The 23,634-nt window shown below is 67.3% G+C and carries 23 protein-coding genes; 7 read left to right on the forward strand and 16 right to left on the reverse strand.

The features are described 5' to 3' along the window. The first annotated feature begins 32 nt into the window (after positions 1-32). Positions 33-1,508: an NAD-dependent succinate-semialdehyde dehydrogenase gene (locus B0B01_RS04625; RefSeq protein WP_076648063.1), complete on the forward strand. Its 1,476-nt coding sequence runs from the start codon at positions 33-35 to the stop codon at positions 1,506-1,508. A 194-nt stretch (positions 1,509-1,702) separates the two neighbouring features. On the opposite strand, the gene rpsD is transcribed toward B0B01_RS04625, so the two are convergent. The 4 genes from rpsD to def form a co-directional block, all read right to left on the reverse strand. Further along, positions 1,703-2,323 (reverse strand): 30S ribosomal protein S4, encoded by a 621-nt coding sequence (rpsD, locus tag B0B01_RS04630; protein WP_076648066.1) that lies wholly within the window; start codon positions 2,321-2,323, stop codon positions 1,703-1,705. 224 nt (positions 2,324-2,547) lie between these two features. Continuing rightward, positions 2,548-4,593, reverse strand: coding sequence for an oxidoreductase (locus tag B0B01_RS04635; protein ID WP_076648069.1), 2,046 nt, complete (start codon positions 4,591-4,593; stop codon positions 2,548-2,550). 137 nt (positions 4,594-4,730) lie between these two features. After that, entirely contained in the window at positions 4,731-5,651 is a 921-nt protein-coding gene (gene fmt, locus B0B01_RS04640) for a methionyl-tRNA formyltransferase (protein WP_076648072.1), read from the reverse strand. A 27-nt stretch (positions 5,652-5,678) separates the two neighbouring features. After that, complete coding sequence (def, locus tag B0B01_RS04645; RefSeq protein WP_076648077.1) at positions 5,679-6,197, reverse strand: peptide deformylase; 519 nt, start codon at positions 6,195-6,197, stop codon at positions 5,679-5,681. Between the two features lie 97 nt (positions 6,198-6,294). Between def and B0B01_RS04650 the strand changes: the two genes are divergently transcribed. After that, complete coding sequence (locus B0B01_RS04650; RefSeq protein WP_076648080.1) at positions 6,295-7,467, forward strand: MalY/PatB family protein; 1,173 nt, start codon at positions 6,295-6,297, stop codon at positions 7,465-7,467. A gap of 42 nt (positions 7,468-7,509) precedes the next feature. Here B0B01_RS04650 and B0B01_RS04655 read toward each other — a convergent pair whose 3' ends face one another. Together B0B01_RS04655 and B0B01_RS04660 are read right to left on the reverse strand one after the other, a co-directional pair. Next, on the reverse strand, positions 7,510-7,860 hold the full coding sequence (locus tag B0B01_RS04655; protein ID WP_076650053.1) for a hypothetical protein: 351 nt from the start codon (positions 7,858-7,860) through the stop codon (positions 7,510-7,512). Between the two features lie 127 nt (positions 7,861-7,987). Continuing rightward, the gene (locus tag B0B01_RS04660; protein WP_076648084.1) at positions 7,988-8,350 is read right to left on the reverse strand and encodes a response regulator transcription factor; all 363 of its coding nucleotides are present in this window, start codon (positions 8,348-8,350) and stop codon (positions 7,988-7,990) included. Between the two features lie 228 nt (positions 8,351-8,578). Here B0B01_RS04660 and cbiB point away from each other — a divergent pair, with 228 nt between their 5' ends. Next, on the forward strand, positions 8,579-9,496 hold the full coding sequence (gene cbiB, locus B0B01_RS04665) for an adenosylcobinamide-phosphate synthase CbiB (RefSeq protein WP_076648087.1): 918 nt from the start codon (positions 8,579-8,581) through the stop codon (positions 9,494-9,496). An 8-nt stretch (positions 9,497-9,504) separates the two neighbouring features. Here the strand turns inward: cbiB and B0B01_RS04670 are convergent, their stop codons facing one another. From B0B01_RS04670 to B0B01_RS04680, 3 genes are all read right to left on the reverse strand, one after another. Next, positions 9,505-10,692, reverse strand: a complete 1,188-nt coding sequence (locus B0B01_RS04670) for an alpha-D-ribose 1-methylphosphonate 5-triphosphate diphosphatase (RefSeq protein ID WP_234967704.1) — start codon at positions 10,690-10,692, stop codon at positions 9,505-9,507. A gap of 169 nt (positions 10,693-10,861) precedes the next feature. Next, positions 10,862-12,508, reverse strand: a complete 1,647-nt coding sequence (groL, locus tag B0B01_RS04675) for a chaperonin GroEL (protein ID WP_076648090.1) — start codon at positions 12,506-12,508, stop codon at positions 10,862-10,864. 57 nt (positions 12,509-12,565) lie between these two features. Beyond that, positions 12,566-12,877: a co-chaperone GroES gene (locus tag B0B01_RS04680; protein WP_076648094.1), complete on the reverse strand. Its 312-nt coding sequence runs from the start codon at positions 12,875-12,877 to the stop codon at positions 12,566-12,568. Between the two features lie 297 nt (positions 12,878-13,174). Between B0B01_RS04680 and B0B01_RS04685 the strand changes: the two genes are divergently transcribed. Next, entirely contained in the window at positions 13,175-14,098 is a 924-nt protein-coding gene (locus B0B01_RS04685) for a manganese-dependent inorganic pyrophosphatase (RefSeq protein WP_076648097.1), read from the forward strand. 9 nt (positions 14,099-14,107) lie between these two features. Here B0B01_RS04685 and B0B01_RS04690 read toward each other — a convergent pair whose 3' ends face one another. Genes B0B01_RS04690 through osmF form a run of 4 tightly spaced genes read right to left on the reverse strand, consistent with a single transcriptional unit; the run spans position 14,108 to position 17,938 of the window. Further along, the gene (locus B0B01_RS04690; RefSeq protein ID WP_083946043.1) at positions 14,108-14,905 is read right to left on the reverse strand and encodes an ABC transporter permease; all 798 of its coding nucleotides are present in this window, start codon (positions 14,903-14,905) and stop codon (positions 14,108-14,110) included. After that, positions 14,898-15,839, reverse strand: a complete 942-nt coding sequence (locus tag B0B01_RS04695) for an ABC transporter ATP-binding protein (protein WP_076648100.1) — start codon at positions 15,837-15,839, stop codon at positions 14,898-14,900. The genes B0B01_RS04690 and B0B01_RS04695 overlap by 8 nt, the downstream gene beginning before the upstream one ends. 7 nt (positions 15,840-15,846) lie before the next feature. Continuing rightward, positions 15,847-17,037, reverse strand: coding sequence for an ABC transporter permease (locus B0B01_RS04700; RefSeq protein WP_076648103.1), 1,191 nt, complete (start codon positions 17,035-17,037; stop codon positions 15,847-15,849). After that, the gene (osmF, locus tag B0B01_RS04705) at positions 17,030-17,938 is read right to left on the reverse strand and encodes a glycine betaine ABC transporter substrate-binding protein OsmF (protein WP_076648105.1); all 909 of its coding nucleotides are present in this window, start codon (positions 17,936-17,938) and stop codon (positions 17,030-17,032) included. The genes B0B01_RS04700 and osmF overlap by 8 nt, the downstream gene beginning before the upstream one ends. Before the next feature lie 338 nt (positions 17,939-18,276). Between osmF and B0B01_RS04710 the strand changes: the two genes are divergently transcribed. Together B0B01_RS04710 and B0B01_RS04715 are read left to right on the forward strand one after the other, a co-directional pair. Then, complete coding sequence (locus B0B01_RS04710) at positions 18,277-18,747, forward strand: group III truncated hemoglobin (RefSeq protein WP_076648108.1); 471 nt, start codon at positions 18,277-18,279, stop codon at positions 18,745-18,747. Between the two features lie 95 nt (positions 18,748-18,842). Further along, positions 18,843-20,105 carry a SulP family inorganic anion transporter gene (locus B0B01_RS04715; protein WP_076648111.1) on the forward strand — a complete coding sequence of 421 codons (1,263 nt, stop codon included), beginning with the start codon at positions 18,843-18,845 and terminating at the stop codon, positions 20,103-20,105. A 31-nt stretch (positions 20,106-20,136) separates the two neighbouring features. On the opposite strand, the gene B0B01_RS04720 is transcribed toward B0B01_RS04715, so the two are convergent. From B0B01_RS04720 to B0B01_RS04730, 3 genes are all read right to left on the reverse strand, one after another. Next, the gene (locus B0B01_RS04720; RefSeq protein ID WP_076648114.1) at positions 20,137-20,403 is read right to left on the reverse strand and encodes a DUF6522 family protein; all 267 of its coding nucleotides are present in this window, start codon (positions 20,401-20,403) and stop codon (positions 20,137-20,139) included. Between the two features lie 23 nt (positions 20,404-20,426). Further along, positions 20,427-20,840 carry an RrF2 family transcriptional regulator gene (locus tag B0B01_RS04725; RefSeq protein WP_076648118.1) on the reverse strand — a complete coding sequence of 138 codons (414 nt, stop codon included), beginning with the start codon at positions 20,838-20,840 and terminating at the stop codon, positions 20,427-20,429. 170 nt (positions 20,841-21,010) lie between these two features. Next, entirely contained in the window at positions 21,011-21,940 is a 930-nt protein-coding gene (locus B0B01_RS04730) for a mechanosensitive ion channel family protein (protein WP_083946045.1), read from the reverse strand. Positions 21,941-22,322: 382 nt separating this feature from the next. On the opposite strand from B0B01_RS04730, the gene B0B01_RS04735 reads away from it, so the two are divergent. Continuing rightward, the gene (locus tag B0B01_RS04735; protein ID WP_159438957.1) at positions 22,323-23,627 is read left to right on the forward strand and encodes an ABC transporter substrate-binding protein; all 1,305 of its coding nucleotides are present in this window, start codon (positions 22,323-22,325) and stop codon (positions 23,625-23,627) included. Positions 23,628-23,634: the final 7 nt, after the last annotated feature.

The raw sequence follows: 23,634 nt of genomic DNA on the forward strand, positions 1-23,634 counted from the left end.
ATACCTTGAGAACAGTCCACGAGAGAACCCCCATGATCGCAAGAACCACCGATCTCGCCGCGCTGCTCGCCGACCCCGACCTGCTGGCGGACTGCGCCTATATCGACGGGCAATGGGTCGAAGGCGACGACGGCCGCTTCGACGTGCAGAACCCGGCCCGCGGCGATGTCATCGCCCGCGTCGCCGACCTGAGCCGCAGCCAGGTTGCGGGCGCCATCGCCCAGGCCGAGGCGGCACAGAAGGAATGGGCGCGCTGGACCGGAAAGGAGCGCGCCTCGGCGCTGCGCCGCTGGTTCGACCTCATGACGCGCCACCAGGACGATCTCGCCACGATTCTCACCGCCGAACAGGGCAAACCCCTTGCCGAGGCGAAAGGAGAAATCGCCTATGGCGCCGGTTTCGTCGAATTCTTCGCCGAAGAGGCCAAGCGCATCCGCGGCGAGATCCTGCCCGCCCATGCGCGTGACAAGCGCATCTCGGTGATCCGCCAGCCGATCGGCGTCGCCGCCGCGATCACGCCCTGGAATTTCCCGAACGCGATGATCGCGCGCAAGGCCGCGCCGGCGCTGGCCGCCGGCTGTTCCTTCATCGCCCGGCCCGCAGGCGCGACCCCGCTGTCGGCCCTTGCCATGGCCGTTCTGGCCGACCGCGCCGGCATCCCGGCCGGGATCTTCAACGTCGTGACCTCCTCCGCCGCCGGCGAGATCGGCAAGGAATTCTGCCGCAACCCATCCGTGCGCAAACTGAGCTTCACAGGCAGCACCGAGGTCGGGCGCATCCTGCTGCGCCAGGCGGCGGAACAGGTCAAGAAATGCTCGATGGAGCTTGGCGGCAATGCCCCCTTCATCGTCTTCGACGATGCCGACGTCGATGCCGCGGTCGAGGGGGCGATCCTCTGCAAGTTCCGCGCCAGCGGTCAGACCTGTGTCTGCGCCAACCGGATCTATGTGCAGGAGGGCATCCACGACAGCTTCGTGGAACGGCTGACGGCCCGGGTCGCAGAACTCAGGATCGGCGACGGGCTCGACCCGGGGGTCGACCTCGGCCCGCTGATCGACAGGGCGGCGGTCGAAAAGCTGCAGGGCCACATCGCCGATGCCCGGGAAAAGGGTGGCGAAGTGATCCTGGGCGGGGACACCGCCGACACCTCCGGCAGCTTCTTCCCCCCCACCATCCTCACCGGCGCCACCTCCGACATGCTGTTCGCGCAGGAGGAAATCTTCGGCCCGCTCGCCCCGATCTTCCGCTTCAGGGACGAAGACGAGGTGATCGCGCTCGCCAATGACACGATCTTCGGCCTCGCCTCATATTTCTACGCCCGCGACCTCGGGCGGGTGACACGGGTGGCCGAAGCCCTCGAATACGGGATCGTCGGCATCAACACCGGCCTCATCAGCACCGAGCTCGCCCCTTTCGGCGGCATCAAGCAATCCGGCCTCGGGCGCGAAGGCAGCCATCACGGCATCGACGAATATCTTGAACTGAAATACATCTGCACCTCGGTCTAGGGCCCGCACTCCGCCATCCCCTGCAGTTTCCGCATTCCACGCCTTCTTCTGGCCGGAAATATCCCGGGGGTGCGGGGGCAGCGCCCCCGCCAGCCACGCCACAATCGTCATGGCGGAAAAAAACAGGGCCATGCGCCGGCATGACCCTGTTGCTGTCTCCATCCCCGCGAGGGGTGGCGCGACCGGTTCCCCGATCAGTTCTTGGCGTAGAATTCGACGACCAGATGCGGCTCCATGATCGCCGCATAGGGCACGTCGCCCAGCGAAGGCGTGCGCACGAACCGCGCGGTCATCTTGCTGTGGTCCGCCTCGACGTAATCCGGCACGTCGCGCTCGGCGAGTTGCACCGCCTCGAGCAGCACGGCAAGCTGCCTGGACTTTTCGCGCACCTCGATCACGTCGCCCTCGCTCACCCGGTAGGAGGCGATATTGACGCGCTGCCCGTTCACCAGAACATGGCCGTGGTTCACGAACTGGCGGGCGGCAAAGATGGTCGGCACGAACTTGGCGCGATAGACCACCGCGTCCAGGCGCCGCTCCAGCAGGCCGATCAGGTTTTCACCGGTGTCGCCGCGCATGCGCTCGGCCTCGGCAAAGATGCGGCGGAACTGCTTTTCCGGCACGTCGCCGTAATATCCCTTGAGCTTCTGCTTCGCGCGCAGCTGGGTGCCGAAGTCGCTCATCTTGCCGCGGCGGCGCTGCCCGTGCTGGCCGGGGCCGTATTCGCGGCGGTTCACCGGGGACTTGGGGCGTCCCCAGATGTTTTCGCCCATGCGGCGATCGATCTTGTATTTGGCAGACGTGCGTCTGGTCACGGCTGATCTCCTTCAATATGGTCCCGTGCATCCGGCACGGGAGTGAAGGGCGTTGTCCTCTGGCACCGCGCGGGCCGACAGCACCATGTGATCCACTTGCATCACGTGACGCGGCAGCGTGCGGAACCTGACAGGAATCCCCTTGCGGGGGCCACCAACACCAAGTGGTCCGCGCTTACAGGCAGGCCCGGCAACTGTCAACGGCAAGCCGGCAGATGACGCCGTCAGATCGCCTGCATGAGTCGCAGCGCATCATGGATCGCGGCATGGATATTGCGCGAGGACACGGCATCGCCGATGCGGAACAGCCGGAAAGTGCCCTCCGGGTTCCGGACCATCCGCTGCGCCCGGCCCGAAAGCAGTGCCTCGTGATCCACCGCGCCGCCGTTCACGGACAGCGGCTTCAGCTCGAAATACAGCTCGTCCAGCGGCTGCGTGCCGTAATTCAGCACCACCATGTCATAGGTGGCCCGCTCGACCGCGCCGCCATAGTCGCTGCCGATCACCGCCTCGATCCGGTTGCCGGCCCGCGCAACCCCCAGCAGGCGGCGCCCGAGCGTGAAACGCACCTCCCGCCCCTGCAGCGCCCGCATGTAGGGTACGAGGTTCATCCCCATCACCTCGGGCGCAAGCGTGCGGTCGGGGGTCATCAGTTCGACCCGCGCCCCGGCCTCTGCCGCGATTTCGGCGGCCTGAAGCGCGGGCGGATCGCCGCTTTCGTCATGGATCAGCACATCGCCCGCCGGTTTCACGTCGCCGGCGATGATATCCCAGCAGGTGACAAGCTCCGCCTGCTCGCTGCGCTGCTCGAACAGCCGCGTCTGCGGCATCCCGCCCGTCGCCACAATCACCACGTCCGGGGCGCAGGCGGTCACGTCATCCGCTTCCGCCCAGGTGGAAAAGCGGAACTCCACGTCCCGTGCGGTGCATTGCTCCATGCGCCAGTCGATGATGCCGATCATCTCGCGCCGGCGCGGGCTCTGCGCCAGCAGCCGCACCTGGCCGCCCGGCGCGGGCGCGGCCTCGAACACGGTCACCTCATGCCCCCGGCAGGCCGCGACCCGCGCCGCCTCGAGCCCGCCGGGCCCGGCGCCCACAATGACGATGCGCAAAGGGTCGGACGCCGGGCCGATCACATGCGGAAGCGACAGCTCCCGCCCCGTCGCGGCATTATGGATGCAAAGCGCCTCGCCCCCCTGATAGATGCGGTCGAGACAGTAATTCGCGCCGACACAGGGGCGGATGTCCGCTTCATGCCCGCCGATGATCTTCGCGACGATATGGGGGTCGGCGATATGGGCCCGCGTCATGCCCACCATGTCAAGCAGCCCCTCGCCCACCGCGTGGCGCGCGGTCGCCACATCCTGAATCCGCGCGGCATGGAACACCGGCAGGGCCGTCTCGCGCCGGATCCGGCCGGCAAAGTCCAGATGCGGGGCGCTTTTCATCCCCTGGATCGGGATCACCTCCGTCAGGGCCGGATCGGTATGGATGCGCCCGCGAATCACGTTCAGGAAATCGACCAGCCCCGATGCGGACAGGCGGCGGACGATCTCGAGCCCCTCGGCCGCGTCGATCCCGCCCGGCGCGGCCTCGTCCGCCACATGGCGGATGCCGACGATGAAATCCTTTCCCACACGGGCGCGGATCGCTTCCAGAACCTCGACCGAAAACCGCATCCGGTTGTCAAGCGCATCACCGCCGTAAGCACCGTCCAGATCGTTGGTCAGCGGCGACCAGAACTGATCGAGCAGGTGGCCGTAGGCTTCGATTTCGATGCCGTCCATGCCGCCCTGCTGCATGCGCTCGGCCGCGTCCGCGAAATCGGCCTTGATGCGCTCCATGTCCCAATCCTCGATCAACTTGGGAAAGGCGCGATGCGCGGGTTCGCGGTGGCGGGACGGGGACAGCGAGGGCAGCCAGTCGCCGGTGTCCCAGCGCGTGCGCCGCCCCAGATGCGTAAGCTGGATCATCACCGCCGCGCCGTGCTCGTGACAGGCATCCGCAAGCCGGCGGATCCAGGGCACCACCTCGTCGCGATAGGCCAGGATATTGTTGAAGGCCGGCGGGCTGTCGCGGCTGACCGAGGTCGATCCCGCCGTCATGGCAAGGGCGATGCCACCCCGCGCGCGTTCGGCGTGATAGGCGATGTAACGCTCCATCGGCAGGCCGCCCTCGGCATAGGCGGGCTCATGCGCGGTGGTCATGATCCGGTTCCTGAGCGTCAGATGCTTCAGCCGGAACGGCTGCAACAGCGGATCCCCCGTCATCGGGCCCTCCCCGGATTCGTCGCTCTCATGCAGGCTCTCATGCCGGACAGTCTGCCCCGTAGCCCCCGGGCGGCGTCAAGCGGGTTTGCGGCGCCGGAGATAGGAAATGCGACCGCAACGCTCCCTTGCCTGCGGGGTCAGAGCCGCGCGCCGGGCGCCACCGGAAAGCCGCGCAGGAAATCCCCGGCTGCCTGCGGCCCCTTCCCGGCACGTTGCAGCCGGGTCAGCGCAAGCGCGCCGCTCCCGCAAGCGACGATCAGTTCGTCGCCCCCCGCCAGCACCTCGCCCGGCGCCGCGCCGCGTTGCGCGTGATCCGAAACATGCGCCGCAAGCAGCTTGACCCGCTGTTCCCCGATCATGCACCAGGCGCCCGGGAACGGCGACAGCCCGCGGATCCGCTGCCCGACCTCGTCGGCCGGCCGGGTCCAGTCCACGCGGGCCTCGGCCTTGTCGATCTTTTCGGCATAGGTGACGCTCGCCTCGGGCTGCGCCATCGGCACAAGCCGGTCGAGCCCGGCCAGCGCCGTCACGATCAGCCGCGCCCCGAGCGCGGCCAGCCGGTCATGCAGGCTGCCGGTCGTGTCATCCGCACGGATCGGCACTGCCTCGGTCAGCAGGACAGGTCCGGTATCGAGCCCCGCCTCCATCTGCATGATGGAAACGCCGGTTTCGCTGTCGCCGGCCATGATCGCGCGATGAATCGGCGCGGCCCCCCGCCAGCGCGGCAGAAGGCTTGCGTGGATATTGAGACACCCGAACGCCGGCGCGGCCAGCAGTTCGGGCGGCAGGAGCAACCCATAGGCCACAACCACCGCCACATCGGCGCCCAGCGCGACGAAATCATGCTGGACGGTGGCGTCCTTCAGCGACGGGGGATGGCGCACGCAAAGCCCGAGCACCTCGGCACGCTCATGCACCGGGCTCTTGCGGTCGCGCTTGCCGCGGCCGGCCGGGCGGGGCGGCTGGCAATAGACGGCAACGATCTCGTGCCCGTCCTCCGCCAGCGCATCGAGCGCCGGCACGGAGAAATCGGGCGTCCCCATGAAGATGACGCGCATCAGCCGCCTGCCCCGGCGCGGGCCCGTTCAGGCACGGGCCTGTTCACGCTTCAGCTTCTGCATCTTGCGGGTGATCATCTGCCGCCGCATCGGCGTCAGGTAGTCGATGAACAGCCGCCCGTTCAGGTGGTCGATCTCGTGCTGGACGCAGGTCGCCCAAAGCCCGTCGAAACCGGCCCTCCGCTCGCGCCCGTCGCGGTCGATCCATGTCACCTCGACCTCGGCCGGGCGGGTGATCTCGGCATATTGCTCGGGGATCGAAAGGCAGCCTTCCTCGTACACGCTCGTTTCCTCGGACGTGGCCGTCACCTCTGGGTTGAACATGATCAGCGGGCGCGGCTCCGCGCCCTCTTCCTTCACGCAGTCCAGAACGATCAGCCGCGAAAGCACCCCGACCTGCGGCGCGGCAAGCCCGATGCCCGGCGCGTCATACATGGTTTCAAGCATCTCGTCGGCAAGCCGGCGCAGCTCGTCGTCAAGATCGGCAACCGGCGCACAGAGCTTTTTCAGGCGCGGGTCCGGGTGGATCAGGATGGGGCGTATCATGGGGTTGATTTAAGAGATCGCCGCGCAGCCTTCAACGCCCCTTTGCCCCGCCGCGGGCCTGCGTTAGCTTCGCGCCCGGAAGCGGAAGGAACAGACCATGGATTTCGACACTCCGATCGAGCGGCGCGGCAGCCATTGCATCAAATGGGACCAGATGGAGGCGCGCTATGGCGTGCCCGCTGATGATGGCCTAGCGATGTGGGTTGCGGACATGGATTTCCACATGGCCGGGGTGGTGCAGCGGGCGCTGCGCGAACAGGTCGATCACGGCATCCTCGGCTATCCCGATCTCGATACGCGCTACCGCGAGGCGATCTGCTGGTGGATGAAGCACCGCCATGGCTGGCAGGTCGCGCCGGAGTCGATCTTCACCACCACCGGGCTCGTCGCCGGGGTGGCGCTGTGTCTTGATGCCTACACCGAACCGGGCGACGGGGTGGTGCTGTTCACGCCGGTCTATCACGCTTTTGCCCGTGCCATCAGGAGCGCCGGGCGACGGGTGGTCGAATGTCCGCTGATCAACGACGCCGGGCGTTACGAGATGGATTTCGCCGCGGCCGATGCGGCCATGGACGGGTCGGAGCGCATGGTGATTCTCTGCTCGCCCCACAATCCCGGCGGGCGGGTCTGGACGCGCGAGGAATTGCGGGGGCTTGCCGATTTCGCCCGCCGTCACGACCTGATCCTGATCTCGGACGAGGTTCATCACGATCTGGTCTATCCGGGCCATGTCCACCTGCCGATGGCGAATGCCGCGCCCGAGATCGAAGAGCGCCTGCTCATGCTGACCGCGCCCTCCAAGACCTTCAACATCGCCGGGCTGCACAGCGGCAACGTGATCATCCCCGACCCCGGCCTGCGGGCGCGTTTCGCCGCGCGGATGGAGGCGCTCGCGATCTCGCCGAATTCTCCCGGCCAGGTCGCGACCATCGCCGCCTATTCGCCCGAAGGGGCTGAGTGGGTTGACGGGCTGATGCGCTATCTCGACGGCAACCGGCAGGTTTTTGACGCGGCCGTCAATGCGGTTCCGGGGCTTGCGTCGATGCCGCTCGAGGCGACCTATCTGTCCTGGGTGGATTTCTCGGGCACCGGGATGGCGCCGGCCGAGTTCATTGCCCGGGTCGAAAAAGGCGCGCGCATCGCCGCCAATCACGGCGAGTCCTTCGGTGCGGGAGGCGGAAATTTCCTGCGCTTCAACATCGCCATGCCGCGCCGGCGGATCGAGGAAGCCGCCGCCCGGCTGCAGGAGGCTTTCGCCGACCTGCAATGACCCTGCCCGGCGGGCACGGACAACCCATAGCCGGGCCTGTTCTTACCCTCGCGTCAGGAGCCCCGCCGGGGCCTCTTCGGCGCGGCAGAAATCCGCGGGGGCGTGATCGGACACGGCGGTGCTGCGCTTGAATTCATAGCGCATCTCGCCGTCTTCGGCCTCGGCGGCGATGACGAGGCACTGATAGATCGGGCGCGCGCCCTCCAGCAGTTCCACGAGGCCGCGCAGCGGCGGCGTGGTTTCATCCTCTACCGCGAAACCGTTGCGCCAGAGCCGCAGCACCGGATAGCTTGCGCCGTCGGCCTGCACGCGCAGGCGGCTTTTCTTCTTGAGCCCGGCACGCCGGGCGGCGTGGAGCCGCTCCTGCAGCTCCTCGGGCAGATAGGTGGTCATGCTGCTCCCCCCATTTGGCAGATCATGATCGCAGACAAATGAAAGGATGGCCCATGGCGCCATGGAATCAAGAGATTCGATGCAAGCGCCCGCAGATTTCCGCCGCCCCGCGCGATGCCTGCGGCATTCAGCGCTGGGTCGCGTAATGTTCCACCATGGCCGCCAGATCCTCGGGCGGGGTGCGGCTCTGGACATAGGCACAGGCGTTGGCGCTGTGGGCAAAGATCGAGCCGTCGGAAAAGAAGCTGGTGTTGGTGACGAAGATCACCCGCGCCTCGGGGCGGCGGTAGCTGGCGAAATCCGAAATCGCGAGCGCGCTGCCGTCGCCAAGCACGAGGTCGAGCACGATGATTTCGAAATCGCTGCGGCACAGCGCCAGAATCGCCGCTTCCTGATCGTGGACAAGCGTCACCAGCGCGCCCTGCCGCTCCAGGTGGCGTTGCCACAGCCGCCCAAGTTCGGGCTCGCTTTCGACGATCAGGACCTGCATCACATCACCCGGGTCACGGCCGTCTGACTGCCGGCTCTCTCTCACCTTATATGGTGAGGCGGAGATAATCGCTAATCATTTCTCAAGCTAGGTAAACGGCTCTGCCGCTTTCATCGGGCTATTGCAGATCGGTTTACGATCCGCTTGAACCGCACGGGATTGTTAGCCGGAGTTCGCTGCCATGCCGCCTGTCCGCCCCGTTCCGCGCCCCCTGCCGCCGGTGCCGCGATGAGCACCGGCCTGCCGCTGTTCCTTGCGCTGATTCTCGACGCCATGTTCGGAGAACCGGCCTGGCTCTGGAGCCGCGTGCCGCATCCGGCGGTGCTGCTCGGGCGGCTGGTCGGGGCGCTCGAACGGGCGCTGAACCGCGGCGCGGGGCGGCGCGGCAAAGGTGTCCTCGCGGTGGCGGCGCTTGGCGCGGGGGCGGTGCTTGCCGGGCTGCTGATCGCGCAGGCCGGGCCAGTGGTCGAGGCGCTGGCCGCCGCGATCCTGCTGGCGCAGCGCTCGCTGGTTCAGCACGTGCAGGACGTGAGCGCGGCGCTGCGGCGCTCGACCGCGGAGGGGCGCACCATGGTTGCGCGAATCGTGAGCCGCGACTGCAGCGCCATGGATGATGCAGAGGTTGCCCGCGCGGCCATCGAAAGCGCGGCCGAAAACCTTTCCGACGGAATCGTGGCGCCGGCCTTCTGGTTCCTGATCGGCGGCTTGCCGGGAATGCTGCTCTACAAGGCGGTGAACACGGCCGACAGCATGATCGGCTATCGCAACGAGCGTTTCGAGCGGTTCGGCTGGGCGGCGGCGCGGCTTGACGATCTGCTGAACCTGATCCCTGCCCGGCTGACGGGGTTCATGCTGGCCGCCCTGTCGGGGCAACTGCGGCACTGGCGCGCCATCGCCGCAGATGCGGGTGTGCAGCGCTCGCCCAATGCCGGCTGGCCCGAGGCGGCGATGGCGCGCGCGCTTGGCGTCGCGCTCGCCGGGCCGCGCAGCTATGACGGGCAGAAGCGCGACCTGCCCTGGGTGAACGGCGGCGGGCGGCGCGAGATCGGCGCGGCGGATATCGACCGCGCCGTTGCCCTGCTCTGGCGTCCCTGGGGCCTGCTGCTCGTGTTTGCGCTGGTGGTCGGCCTGACCGACTGGTTCTGAGCCAGGTGTCAGGCGCCGGCGAAGAAGCGCGCGCCGACCGGACCTGAAAGATACGTGAGGACGCCCCCCGCCATCACCGCCGCGACCCGGCGCGTTTCGCGATCCAGCACCAGCAGATCGGCCCGTTTCCCCGGCTCGAGGCTGCCCCGGTCCCCGAGCCCCAGAACCCGCGCCGGCCCGGCCGAGACGAGGCTCCAGGCCTGCTCCAGACCGCAAAGCCCCAGATCGGCAAGCAGGAGCGCCGCGCGGCGGGGCGAGGGATAGTGGTAATCCGACGCCAGCGCATCGCAAAGCCCGGCCGCGACAAGGTCGCGCGCGCTCACGTTGCCCTCGTGCGAGGCACCGCGCACCACATTGGGGGCGCCAAGAACGATGGAATCGCCGCCTGTGCGGGCGGCCTCGGCCGCATGGCGGGTTTCGGGAAACTCCGCGATGCGCACACCGCGCCGGCGCCATTGCTCGCGCGTTGCGGCGTCGGCGTCGTCATGGCTTCCCATCCGCACCCCCTGCGCCACCAGCCGCGCCGTCAGGCGGTCGAGCGCGTCCGGCACCTCGGCACGTCGGGCATGAAGCGCCTGCATCAGGGCAAGATGGCGCTCGGGGTTGCGCCCGGCCTTCAGCGCCTGCCCGGCAAGGCGCGCGGGGCGGCGCCCATCCGCGAGGCGCGCATGTGGCAGATGATCGTTGAAAACAAGGTAGCGCACTCCGAAACCGGCAAGCAGGTCGGGAAGGCGCTCGAAATCGTCGAGCATATGCGTCTCGAAACGCAGCTGCGGGATCAGGTCGGTTGCAAGCCTGGGGCGGGCCTCGTGGATCGCCCGCAGGATGGTGGCGGCGAATTCCGGGCTGCGCAGCCCGCCTTCCCAGCTGTGGAACTGCGCCAGCACGGCCGTGGTGATGCCGTTCGCGGCAAGCTCGGCCTCGGTTGCGACGATGCCGGCGCGGGGGTCGTTCATCGCGCCCCGGCGTGGCGCCACGTGGCGCTCGAACCCGTCGCCATGAAGATCGACAATGCCGGGCAGGATCAGATATCCGGAAAGATCGACGCGCCGCCCTGCGCGTTCGCTCTGGATCACGCCATCGGCGATCGACATCCGCCCGCGTTGCAGTCCCCCGCCCGGGCGGAGAACCTCCGCCCCCTCGAGGTCAAGCGCGAGCGCGCTCACGGGCCGCGCCCCGGAAAACGGGTTTTGCATGTGTCGCACATGGGGAATGTCGCGGGCCGTGGTCGCATGACCCGGGCATAGGCCGTTTGCACACGGCTGGAAAGAGCCGCCATCCGCCCCCGCCAAGGATGAAACGGCCGCCAAAAGAAAGGGGCCGCCCCGAAAGGACGGCCCCCGATGTCGCGACAGGCGTAGCGGATTACATCATGCCGCCCATGCCGCCCATGTCACCCATGCCGCCGGCACCGGCACCGGCGCCATCCTTCTGCGGCTTGTCGGCGACCATGGCTTCGGTGGTGATCAGCAGGCCGGCGATCGAGGCCGCGTCCTGCAGTGCGTGGCGCACCACTTTGGCCGGGTCGATCACGCCGAACTTGAACATGTCGCCATATTCTTCGGTCTGCGCGTTGAAGCCGAACTTCGGATCGTTGCTTTCGTGGATCTTGCCCACGACCACCGAACCATCGACGCCGGCGTTTTCGGCGATCTGGCGCAGCGGCGCCTCGAGCGCCTTGCGCACGATGCCGATACCGACGTTCTGGTCGTTGTTCTCGCCCTTCAGGCTTTCAAGCGCCTTGCCGGCCTGGATCAGCGCCACGCCGCCGCCGACGACGATGCCTTCCTGCACGGCCGCGCGGGTGGCGTTCAGCGCGTCATCGACGCGGTCCTTGCGCTCTTTCACCTCGACCTCGGTCATGCCGCCGACGCGGATCACGGCCACACCGCCGGCGAGCTTGGCGACGCGCTCCTGCAGCTTCTCGCGGTCGTAGTCGCTGGTGGTGTCCTCGATCTGCTGGCGGATCTGGGCGACGCGGGCCTCGATCTCCGACTTGGCGCCGGCACCGTCGACCACGGTGGTCTCGTCCTTGGTGATCGACACTTTCTTGGCCTGGCCGAGCATGTCCATGGTGACATTCTCGAGCTTCATGCCCAGCTCTTCGCTGATCACCTGGCCGCCGGTCAGGATGGCGAGATCCTGCAGCATGGCCTTGCGGCGGTCACCAAAGCCCGGCGCCTTGACCGCTGCGATCTTGAGACCGCCGCGCAGCTTGTTGACCACGAGGGTCGCGAGCGCCTCGCCCTCGACATCCTCGGCGATGATCAGGAGCGGTTTCTGGCTCTGGATCACGGATTCAAGCAGCGGAACCATGGGCTGCAGGCTCGAGAGCTTCTTCTCGTGCAGCAGGATCATGCAATCCTCGAGCTCGACGGTCATCTTGTCGGCGTTGGTGACGAAATAGGGCGAAAGATAGCCGCGATCGAACTGCATGCCCTCGACCACTTCGGTCTCGGTCTCGAGGCCCTTGTTCTCCTCGACGGTGATCACACCCTCGTTGCCGACCTTCTGCATCGCGTCGGCGATCTGACGGCCGATCTCGGCCTCGCCGTTGGCGGAAATGGTGCCGACCTGCGCGACTTCGGCGCTGTCGGACACGTCGCGGGCAGCCGTCTTGATCTGCTCGACCACGGCGGTGGTGGCAAGGTCGATGCCGCGCTTCAGATCCATCGGGTTCATGCCGGCGGCAACCGATTTCAGCCCTTCGCGGACGATCGCCTGGGCAAGAACGGTGGCGGTGGTGGTGCCGTCGCCGGCCTCGTCATTGGTGCGCGAGGCGACTTCCTTCACCATCTGCGCGCCCATGTTCTCGAACTTGTCCTCGAGTTCGATCTCCTTGGCGACCGAAACGCCGTCCTTGGTGATGCGCGGCGCGCCGAAGGAACGGTCGATCACCACGTTGCGGCCCTTGGGGCCGAGCGTGACCTTGACCGCATCGGCCAGGATGTTGACGCCTTTCAGCATCCGGTTGCGGGCGTCGGTATCAAATCTTACGTCTTTTGCAGCCATTTTCGATATGCTCCTCGAATTCAGCCGAAGGTTGAGGGATCAGGAAAGGGGCAGTGTTCAGGCAGCTTTCGCAGCCTTGCCGCCACCGATGATTCCCATGATGTCGCTTTCCTTCATGATGAGCAGTTCTTCACCATCAAGGTTGATCTCCGTGCCCGACCACTTGCCGAACAGGACGCGATCGCCTTCCTTGACATCAGGCGTGATGCGCTTGCCGCTTTCGTCGCGGGCACCTTCGCCCACGGCAACCACGACGCCCTCGGCGGGCTTTTCCTTGGCGGTGTCGGGAATGATCAGCCCGCCGGAGGTCTTTTCTTCGCTTTCCACGCGACGGACCAGCACACGGTCATGAAGGGGAGTGAATGCCATCTTTGCAGCTCCTTGGCTCAAAGGTTGTTAATCTCCTGGCGCCCTGTTTCCAGCGGCGCTGTTAGCACTCTCCGCATCAGAGTGATAACAGGTTTTCGCTTACGCAAGATCACCGCTCCTGTCAAGCATCCGGTCGGGCAATTTGCCCCTGTTTTCCGCATGAAGCGCGCCCGCCGCCCCTGCCCGCATGTTGCCTGCCCGCAACGACCGGTGACGACCCCGTGACAAGGCGCCCGTGACAAGGCGGCGGCGGCTTTCTATAAGGCGCAGAGTTTCAGTCACGAGGGAAACCCGCCCATGACAATCCTGGTTTTCGGCCACAAGGCACCCGACACCGATTCCACCGGTTCGCCGCTGATCTGGGCCTGGTATCTGACCGAGGTGAAAGGCACCCCGGCCCGCGCCGTGCTGCTTGGCGCGCCGAATACCGAGGCGGCCTTCATGCTGGATCACTGGGGGCTCGAAAAACCGGAAATCGTCACGGATGTGGCGGATGGCGCTGCCTGCGTGGTGGTCGATACCAACAATCCGGGGGAACTTCCCGACAACATCAACAACGCCGACGTGCAGGCGATCATCGACCATCACAAGCTGGCCGGCGGGCTGGTGACGAAGGGGCCGATCGACATCACCATGCGCCCGCTCGCCTGCACCGCGACCATCATGCACGACCTGATCGGCCCCGGGGACATGGCGCGGATGCCGGATGCGCTCAAGGGCGCGATGCTGAGCTGCATCCTCTCGGACACGATGCATTACCGCTCGCCCACCACCACCGATCACGACAGGACGGTGGCCGAATCGCTCGCCGCGGATCTCGGCATCGACGTCGATGATTACGTGGCGCGGATGTTCGCTGCGAAATCCGACGTGTCGCGCTTTTCGGATGCCGATCTGCTGAAGATGGATTCCAAGAAATACGAGGTCGGCGGCAAGACGTTCCGGGTCTCGGTTCTGGAAACCACATCGCCCGACACGGTGCTGGCGCGCAAGGCCGGGCTGATCGGCGCCATGGGCGCGGTGGCGGCGGATGACGGCGCCGACGAGGTGCTGCTGTTCGTGGTCGATATCCTGAACGAGCAGGCCACGCTCCTGATCCCGAACGACGTCGTGCGCGGCTGTGCGGAAAAGAGCTTTGGCGTGCAGGTCGAGGGCGACGCCGTGCTGCTGCCCGGAATTGTCAGCCGCAAGAAGCAGATCGTTCCCGTTCTCGCGCTCTGAGGAACCGGCTCAGGCCGCGGCCCTGCCCTGCGCCCGGCCGCGGCGCGACAGGCGGTTTTCAAGCTGTACGAAGGCGTCGTGGATCAGCACCGCGAACAGCCCGACGATCAGCCCGCCCTGAAGCACATAGGCCGTGTTGTTGGTCAGCAGCCCGGCGATGATCGGCTCGCCCAGGGTGCGCGCGGCCACGGTCGATCCGATGGTCGCCGTGCCGAGCGAAATCATCACCGACACGCGCACCCCGGCCAGGATCACCGGCGCGGCAAGCGGCAGCTCCACCTGAAAAAGCCGCTGCATCCGGTCCAGCCCCATGCCGCGCGCGGCCTCCATGGTGCGGGGCGGCAGCGTCGTGAACGCGGTCAGCGAATTTTCAAAGATCGGCAACAGCCCGTAGAGGAACAGCGCCACCAGCGTCGGCCACGCGCCAAAGCCGAGCGCCGGGACCGCAAGCGCCAGCACCGCCACCGGCGGAAAGGACTGGCCGATATTGGTGATGGTGCGCGACAGCGGGCGGAAGGCGGCACCCGACGGGCGGGTCACGAACACCGCGAGCGAAACCGCGACAAGCGTCGCCGCAAGGCTTGCCAGCGCGACCAGCAGCAGGTGGTTCAGCGACAGCGACAGGATCGAGGTGCGGGCATAGATCGCCGCCTCGGGCCGGGGCGCGAAGGGCGCGAACAGCCAGGTGAACCCGTCCGGCGCCAGCACGAGCCCGAGCAGGAACACAACCAGCGCCATGCGCAGGATATTCGCCGGGCGCAGCAGTCGGCGCGGCGGCGCGGGGGCGGCGGTTGCGGGCTCAGACATGCTGTTCGACCCGGTGGCGGATCGCCTCGAGCGTGACCCGCCCGACGCAGCGCCCGTCGCGCTCGACCGGCACGGCGCTGCGCCCCGACCAGAGGCAGGCGGACAGCGCATCGCGCAGGCTTGCGGTTTCGGGCAGGGTGTCGCCCTCGGCCCGGCCGGGCTCGGTCAGGTCGGCGACCGGGATCAGCGACAGCAGGCGCATCGGCCGTTCGGCATCGCCCACCATGTCGGCGACAAAACCGGTTGCGGGGCGGGCGACGATCTCTTCGGGCGTGCCGTATTGCACGAGCCGCCCCTGATCCATGACGCCAACGCGGTCGCCAAGGCGGATCGCCTCGTCCATGTCATGGGTCACCAGCACGATGGTCGAGCCGAGATGGCGCTGGATGCCCCGAAGATCCTCCTGCGCGCGGGTGCGGATGATCGGATCGAGCGCGCCGAAGGGTTCGTCCATGAGCAGCAGATCGGGCCGCGAGGCCAGCGCGCGCGCCACCCCCACGCGCTGCGCCTGCCCGCCCGAAAGCTCCTGCGGATAGCGGTCGCGGAACCCGGCCGGGTCCATGCCGAACAAGGTCAGAAGCTCATCCACCCGCGCCTCGATCCGGGCTGCCGGCCAGCCGAGCAGGCGCGGCACGGCGGCGATGTTGCGCGCCACCGTCTGATGCGGAAACAGCCCGTGGCCCTGGATCACGTAACCGATGCGCCGGCGCAGCAGATGCGGGGCGATGGCGCGCGTCGGCTCGCCGTTGATGCGCACCTCGCCCGCGCTGGGCTCGACCAATCGGTTGATCATGCGCAGAAGCGTGGTCTTGCCCGACCCCGAAGTGCCGACAATGGCCGTGATGGTGCCGGAGTCGATCACCATGGAAACGGAATCCACGGCTTTCACGGCGCCGTAAACCCTGGTGATGCGGTCGATCTCGATCCGGCTCATGTCGGCCTCACTCCCGTTTCATCCGCGGCTGCGCAAGCTCCACGACGATATCCATGACCACCGCCGCCACCAGCGCCATGAGCACCGTCGGCAGCGCCCCGAGCAGGATAAGGTCGGTCGCGCTCTGGTTCAGGCCCTGAAAGACGAAGGTGCCGTAACCGCCGCCGCCGATCAGCCCGGCGATGACCGCAAGGCCGATGTTCTGCACCAGCACGATGCGCAGCCCCGCGAGGATCACCGGCAGCGCGAGCGGGAATTCGATGATGCGGAACCGCTGCCAGCGGGTCATGCCCATGCCGCGCGCGGCCTCGATGCTGGCCGGCGGCACCGCGCCGAGCCCGGCGACCGTATTCGCCGCGACCGGCAGCAATGAATACAGCAGCAGCGCAAAGAAGGCGGGGGCGAAACCGATGCCCGAAATCCCGAACTGGCGTGCACCGGGAATGCTGAGCGCGACCCAGCCAAGCACCGGGATCATGATCCCGAACATGGCAAGCGAGGGAATCGTCTGCAGAAAGCTGAGCAGCGGGAGCACCATGGCCCGCAGCCGCGCGTGGCGGAATGAAAGCGCGCCAAGGGGAAAGCCGATCAGCGCCGCCGCCGCGAGCGAACCAAGCGAAAGCTCTGCATGGCGCAGGGTCGCGCGGCGGAAATCATCGGCCCGGCCCTGATATTCCTGCATCGGCGACAACTGGTCGAGCGCCCCGGACCAAAGCAGCGCCCCGAGCGTCCCGAGCACGGCACCGAGGATGACAAGCCGCGGCCAGGGCCCGGGCCGCATCGCGGCAAGCGCATCCGCCATGAGCAGCACCGCCGCCGCCAGAAGGCACCAGAACCCGGCCGCCGGCGACACCCGCGCAAGGTCATCCGCCCCGTCAAGCAGCCCCCGCGTCCCCGCGACCAGCAGCAGCACGAGCCCGGCAAGGGCGACAAGGCTCGCCCCGAGCCGCAGCGAAGCCGGGCGCGGCAGCACTCCGCCGAGCAGCCCGGCGCCGATCCCCAGCAGCGACAGCGCAACCGGCAGCGATCCGGCGACATCCCAGGGGGCAACGCCCTCGCCCGCGACGATACGGTTCGCGCGCAGGGTCAGGAACGGCAGCAGCAGCGCCCCGGCACCGAACAGGGCAAACAGCACCCCCGGCGGCGAAAGCGCGGACGCGCGCCCCTCCGCGCCGGCGGCGGGGGCGGCGTCAGTCAAGAACCCCGATCTGAACGAGATGGTCCCGCGCCACCGCCTCGGCCCCCTCGCCACCGACCTGGATACGCCCGTTCAGCTCCTGCAGCACTTCCATGTCGAGCGTCTCGAACACCTGGCCGAGCACATCGGCAATCGCGGGATATTCCTCGAGCACCTCGGCCCGCACGACCGGGGCCGGCGCATAGACCGGCTGCACGCCCTTGTCGTCCTCCATCACCACGAGCCCGGCCGGCGCAATCCCTCCGTCGGTGCCGTAGACCATCGCCGCATTGACACCGGAAGTGCCCTGCGCCGCTGCCTTGATGGTTGCGGCCGTATCGCCGCCCGAAAGGATCACGACCTGATTTTCGCCCAGATCAAAGCCATAGACCTCCTGCATGGCGGGCAGAACCGCGGGCGAGGAGACGAACTCGGCCGAGGCCGCAAGCCGCACGTCGCCCCCGTCGGTCACCCATTTGCCGAAATCGCTCATGGTCGAGAGCCCGTTTTCCTCGGCGACCGCTCCGGTCGTCGCGATGGCCCAGGTGTTGTTCGCCGGGGCCGGCGTCAGCCAGACGATGGCGTTCTGCTCCCCGTCCAGATCGCGGACACGTTCATAGCCCTTGGCCGCATCCTTCCAGATATCGCTGTCGTCTTCGTTGAAAAAGAAAGCGCCGTTGCCGGTATATTCGGGATAGATGTCGATCTGGTCGGCAAGGATCGCCTCGCGCACCACCTGCGTGCCGCCAAGCTGCAGCCGGCGCTCGACCGGCAGATCGGCATTCTCGAGCGCAAGCGCGATCATGTTGCCAAGCAACCCGCCTTCGGTGTCGATCTTCGAGGATACGGTGATGTCGGCCTGCGCGGCCGTCGCGGTGACGACGACAAGGCCGAAGGCGGCGGCGATTCTGGATCGGGTCATGGGTGCTCCTCTATCTCGATCTGATCCGGCGCTCGGAGACGACGGGTTCCCGGATCCGATGGTGCGCGCGCGGCCTCCAAAAGAAAACCCCAAATCCCGGCCCCCGGTTCCCTCGGGGGTTGTCCGCGCCGACAACCGGAAATGCCGGCCCGGATCCGGGTTGGCCCGGAACAGGTATTTACAATACCGGTTATCGGCCCTACTATCCGGCACAGGAGCATTGCTCCGGCCCGCAAAGGCGCCAAGTCCGAGCGGGCGCAGGAAAGCCGTCGTGCCCGCTGGTGAGCAAGAAGGGCGCGGCGGCTTTCGTTACCCGCAACCCGGCAGGAGAGTGATCGGTGGCAGCGCAGACAGTCAAGGCAGTTCATGGCTACAGCGCCGAAAAGCGGGCCCAAATCCGCGAATCTGCTGCGGAAATCGGGATTGACGAGCCCTATCTTTCGACGCTGGTTGACGAATTCTATACCCGCATCCGCGCCGATGCCCGGCTCGGCCCGATCTTCGACGGTGAAATCGGCGACGGCTGGGATGCCCATCTCGTGCAGATGAAGGCGTTCTGGGCCTCGGTGGCGCTGAATGCGGGGATCTATTCCGGCCAGCCCATGCCCGCGCATCTGAAACTGGTGGGCGTCGGGGTGACGCCGGAGGATTTCCGCATCTGGCTCGGCCTGTTCCGGGCCACGCTCGAAGACACCGCGCCGACGCCGCAGGCGGTCGATTATCTGATGATCCGGGCCGAGCGGATCGCGCGCAGCCTGCAGATGGCTATGTTCGGGCGCGACCCGGCCGGGGTGCCAGCCTTCGGCTGACGGCCACGCATGCCCCGCCCCTTCCCGCGCCCCCCCGGGCCAGGTCCAGCATCGCCCGCCTTGGGGACGCCGACGTTTCACGCTAAGCCATTATCATGAAACCCAAGATCCTGACCACGCTGGCCCGCTATGACGGCCGCCAGTTCGGCGCCGACCTGATCGCCGGGTTCACGGTCGCCATGGTCGCGCTGCCGCTCAGCCTGGCCATCGCCATCGCCTCGGGGGCCGAGCCGGCCGACGGGCTCATGACGGCGATCATTGCCGGGTTCCTGATCTCGCTGCTCGGTGGCAGCCGGGTGCAGATCGGCGGGCCGACGGGTGCCTTCATCGTCGTCGTCTTTGGCGTGATCCAGCAGCACGGTTACGACGGGCTGGTGCTCGCGACCTTCATGGCCGGAGGCATCCTGCTGCTGGCCGGGTTCCTGCGCGCCGGGAACCTGATCGCCTATGTGCCAGAGCCGGTGGTGAACGGCTTTACCATCGGCATCGCCATCATCATCGCCGCCAGCCAGATCGAGGATCTGTTCGGCTTCACCCTGGCCGAGGCGCCGGCGAATTTCCTCGAAACCGTCACCGGGCTCTGGGCCGCGCGCGCGACCTGGAGCGGGCCGGCAACCGCCATCGGCCTTTCCACGCTGGTGCTGATCGTCGTCCTGCGCCGCGTCGCGCCGCGATTTCCGGGGCTGATCCTCGCCATCGCGGCGACCTCGCTCATGGTGGCGCTGGCCGGGCTGCCGGTGGACACGATCATGAGCCGCTTCGGCGCGCTGCCCTCGCGCCTGCCGATGCCCGCCCTGCCCGCGCTTTCACCCGGCCGGATGATCGAACTGCTGCCCTCGGCGCTGGTCATCGCCTTCCTCGCCGGGGTCGAATCGCTGCTGTCGGCCATGGTCGCCGACCGCATGATCGCGGGCCACCACCGCCCCAATGCCGAGGTGCTGGCGCAAGGGGCGGCCAATATCGGCTCGGCCCTGTTCGGCGGGCTGCCGGCGACCGGGGCCATTGCCCGCACCGCGACCAATATCCGCGCCGGGGGGCTGACGCCCGTGGCCGGGATCACCCATGCGCTGGTGATCCTGCTGGTGATGCTGTTCGGGGCGGATCTTGCCGGGCACCTTGCCATGCCCGCGCTTGCCGCGCTGCTTGTGCTGACCGCCTGGAACATGAGCGAGCCCGGCAAATGGGGCCGCCACCTTCGGGCGCGGCGTTCGGATCAGGTGCTGCTCGGGCTGACGCTCGTGCTGACGGTGCTTGCGGATCTGACCGTGGCCATCGGCGTCGGGGTCGGGCTCGGGCTTGCACTGCGGCTGCGCCGGCGGGACGAGCGTCCCCCGGAATGGAGCCCGCCCGAGCGTTGAACCGAATATGCGACGGCGCCGCTTGAGCAGGCTAGAGCGGCGGGCGTTTCGTGTAATCCACGGCGCTGCAGCTCAACACATTTCCCGCCTGGTCGGCAGTGATGCGCAACCGGCGCCGGGGTGAAAAGAACGTCACACGCAGGCGGCCCTTATCCTCGCCCTCGCCCCGCTCGAAGCGGCTCGTGATGGTGCCCTCGCGCATCCCCTCGCGGAGCGCCTCGGCGTCGATATGCAGCCCCTGGGCGACGGTTTCGGCATCGACCTCGATCCGTCCGTCGGAAATTGCGATCCGGGTCATGGCTGTCTCCTTCTTGCTGCCGGTCAGGCGGGCTCCGCGCTCCAGGCGCAATCGCTGATGGTGCCGCGGTCCAGTTCGTCGAAGAACGCCTCGCGGGCCGCGGCAAGACGGGCCCGCAGGCGGCAGCCGGAGCGCAGCACGCATTCGCCACCGTCAGCGCGGAAACATTCGACCAGCGCGAAGCGGCGCTCGAGATGCCGCGCCACCTCGCCCAGCCGGATGCTCTGCGCATCCCGCGCCAGCATCAGCCCGCCGCCGCTGCCCCGCTGCGTGGTGACGAAGCCGCCCCGGGCGAGGTCCTGCGCGACCTTGGTCAGATGATGCTGCGACACCTGGAACTCGGCGGCGAGCTCGGCGGTGCTGAAGCGCCGCTCCGGCGAATGGGCAAGCCGCATGAGGATGCGCAGACCGTAATCCGTGAAAGCCGCAAGACGCATGACCGATCCTCGAAACATTGACGTGACCAATCATAAGATGTGAAATCGGTGTTGCAAATACCTATTCGAAGCGCCGCCCCCCGGATCCTTGCACCCATGCTTGCGCGGCAATGCTTGCACGGCAATGCTTGCATGGTGCCGGCCGCGTGGCCGCGATCGTCCGGGCGGCATCAGCCGGAGGCATCCCCCGTATTGCCCGCTGTGGCCCCCCTGTCCCGGACCGGCAGCCCGCGCACCAGTTCGATGCGCTGGCAGGGCCCGGCGCGGCCGGTTTCGCGCAGGGCGGCGTCGATCAGGCCATAGACCTCGTCCCGGCAATCCGTGTCCCGCTCGAACCGTGTCAGCCAGTAGCGCACGGCATAGGTGATGCCATCGCCGTCATAGGCACGCACGCGCACGTCGGGCGGCGGATCCTGTTCGATCAGTTTCGCCTCCCGCAGCGCCTCGAGCATCAGGCGGCGGGCCTCGGCGATCGCCAGCGCGTGATCCAGGGTGATTTCGATCTGCGCGCGGTATTTCGGCTTCGGGGCGGAATAGTTGGTGATGCGCTGGCGCGCGATCTGGCTGTTGGGCAGGATCGCATAGACCGAGTTCCGGGTCAGGATGCGCGTCGTGCGCCAGCCGATCTCGATCACGCGCCCCCGCACCACGCCGTCGATCTCGATCCAGTCGCCGATGCGGAACGGCCCCTCGACGCCCAGCGCGATCCCCGAAAGCGTGTCCGCCACCACGTTGCGGATCGCGAAACCCAGCATGGCGATGACCAGACCCGAACCGGCCAGCGCCCCGAAGCCGCCCTTTCCCAGGAACAGCGAAATGGTGGCGACGAGCGCAATGAAGAACAGGATCGCCGCGATCAGATCGGTCAGCAGGCGCGGGTAACGCTTGGCCCGGATCGGGGTCTGGTCGAAGACCAGCGCGAGAATCCGGCTGAGCAGCCAGGCCGCGGCGAAATAGGACAGCGCGGTGATGCCGAGCATCACGAATTCGCCCTGCTCGAACGGATGCGCCAGCCGCTCGCGGTTGAACATGAGCCCGATCGCAAGCACCATGAGAGCACCGGGCCAGGCCAGTCGGCGAAGATTTTCCTTGGCGCTCATCGGGATCCTCCTGTAACCGGCCGGGCACGACCGCCCGCGAAGGCGGAACGCGCGATGGTCCCCGCCTTATCTCATTTCCTTCCGCGATGGTGCAGAATCTTTCCTGTGGCAGGGCCGCGAAAGGCGCTGTCGGCGCACGGCCGCGCCCGATCCGCAGGCCGCCGGGTGCAGCGGTTGAGACGGGCCCCGGGGGCTTGCCTCCTGCGGGTGAAAGATCTTTGGGGAAACCAGCTTGACCTGCTATTCTAACGGATACTCCAGGCGTCGCAAGCCCGCTCCATTCCGGCTCCGGGAACGGCGTCCTGCAACAGGAGGGAACATCACAATGACCCGGAACACGACAAACCGGAACAGACCCGAAGATCCGAAACGGCGCCAGTTCATGCAGACCGCAGGGGCGGCCGGCGGCCTTGTCACGCTCAGCACGACATTCGGCACCCCGCTCTGGGCGCAGAGCGCGCCGCCGCAGGTGCCGATCGGCCAGGTGGTGGCCTTTACCGGCTCGGCCGCCGAATACGGGAATTTCTATCGCGATGCGGTCGGGCTTGCGCTGATGCAGGTGAACGAGGCCGCGAAAGAGGTCTTCGGCGGGCCGATCGTCTCGAAACACATCGCCGAGGATTCCAACACCCTGCCGACCCCGGCGATCGAGGCCGCGCGCAAGCTGGTCGAGGCCGACGGCGTGCCGGCGATCGTCGCCGCCTGGTCGAGCGGCGTCACCGTGGCGGTGGCGACCTCGGTCACGATTCCGTCGGGGGTGCTGCAGGTCGGCAACGGCACCACGTCGCCGCTGGTTTCGGTGCTGCCCGAGGATGAGGGCGCCGACCTTCTGTTCCGCACGAGTCCCTCCGACCTCTTGCAGGGTGTGGTTGCCGCCGATCTGGCCGCAGGCAACGTCATGGAGGATTACAAGTTCGCGACGGCCGCGACGATCTATATCAACAACCCCTATGGGCAGGGGCTGTCCAACGCCTTCGCGGATGCGTTCGAAAAGCGCGGCGGCAAGGTTCTGGCGCAGGTTGCCCACCCCGAAGAGGTGCAGCCGACCTATCGTTCGCAGCTCTCCGCCGCCCTGAAGGACAAGCCCGACCTCTTGTTCCTGCCGACCTATCCGGCACATACGGCCGCGATCCTCAAGGAAAGCCGCGACATCTTCCAGTTCACGAGTTGGCAGTTCACCGATGCGAACCGCTCGAGCGAAGTTCTGGATGCCGTGGGCGGCGCGGAACTGGCCGGCAAGCTCGGCACGGTGCCTTCGGCCGACCCGGAATCGGAAAGCTACAAGAGCTTCGTCGACTCCTACAAGGCGGCGTTCAGCCACGACCGTATCCCGCCCTTTACCGAAACCACCTATGATGCCGGCATGGTGATCGGGCTGGCACTCGCCAAGGCCATCGCCGACGGGATCACCGATGCGTCCGAGATCACCGGTAGGGTGCTCGCCGACCAGTTGCGCCCGATCGCGAATCCGCCGGGCGAGCGGATCATCGGCGGCAGCCAGGCGGAAATCACCAAGGCGCTGCAGATGATCAGGGACGGGCAGGACATCGACTATGTGGGCGCCGGCGGCTCGGTCGATTTCGACCAGAACGGCGACGTGAAGACCCCCGTCGCGATCTGGAAGTTCACCGAGGACGGCGACGAGACGGTGATGATCGTCAAGGCGGAAGACATCCCCGAGGAATAGGCCACGG

It is taken from the genome of Pontibaca methylaminivorans (genome assembly GCF_900156525.1).
Classification (GTDB): domain Bacteria; phylum Pseudomonadota; class Alphaproteobacteria; order Rhodobacterales; family Rhodobacteraceae; genus Pontibaca; species Pontibaca methylaminivorans.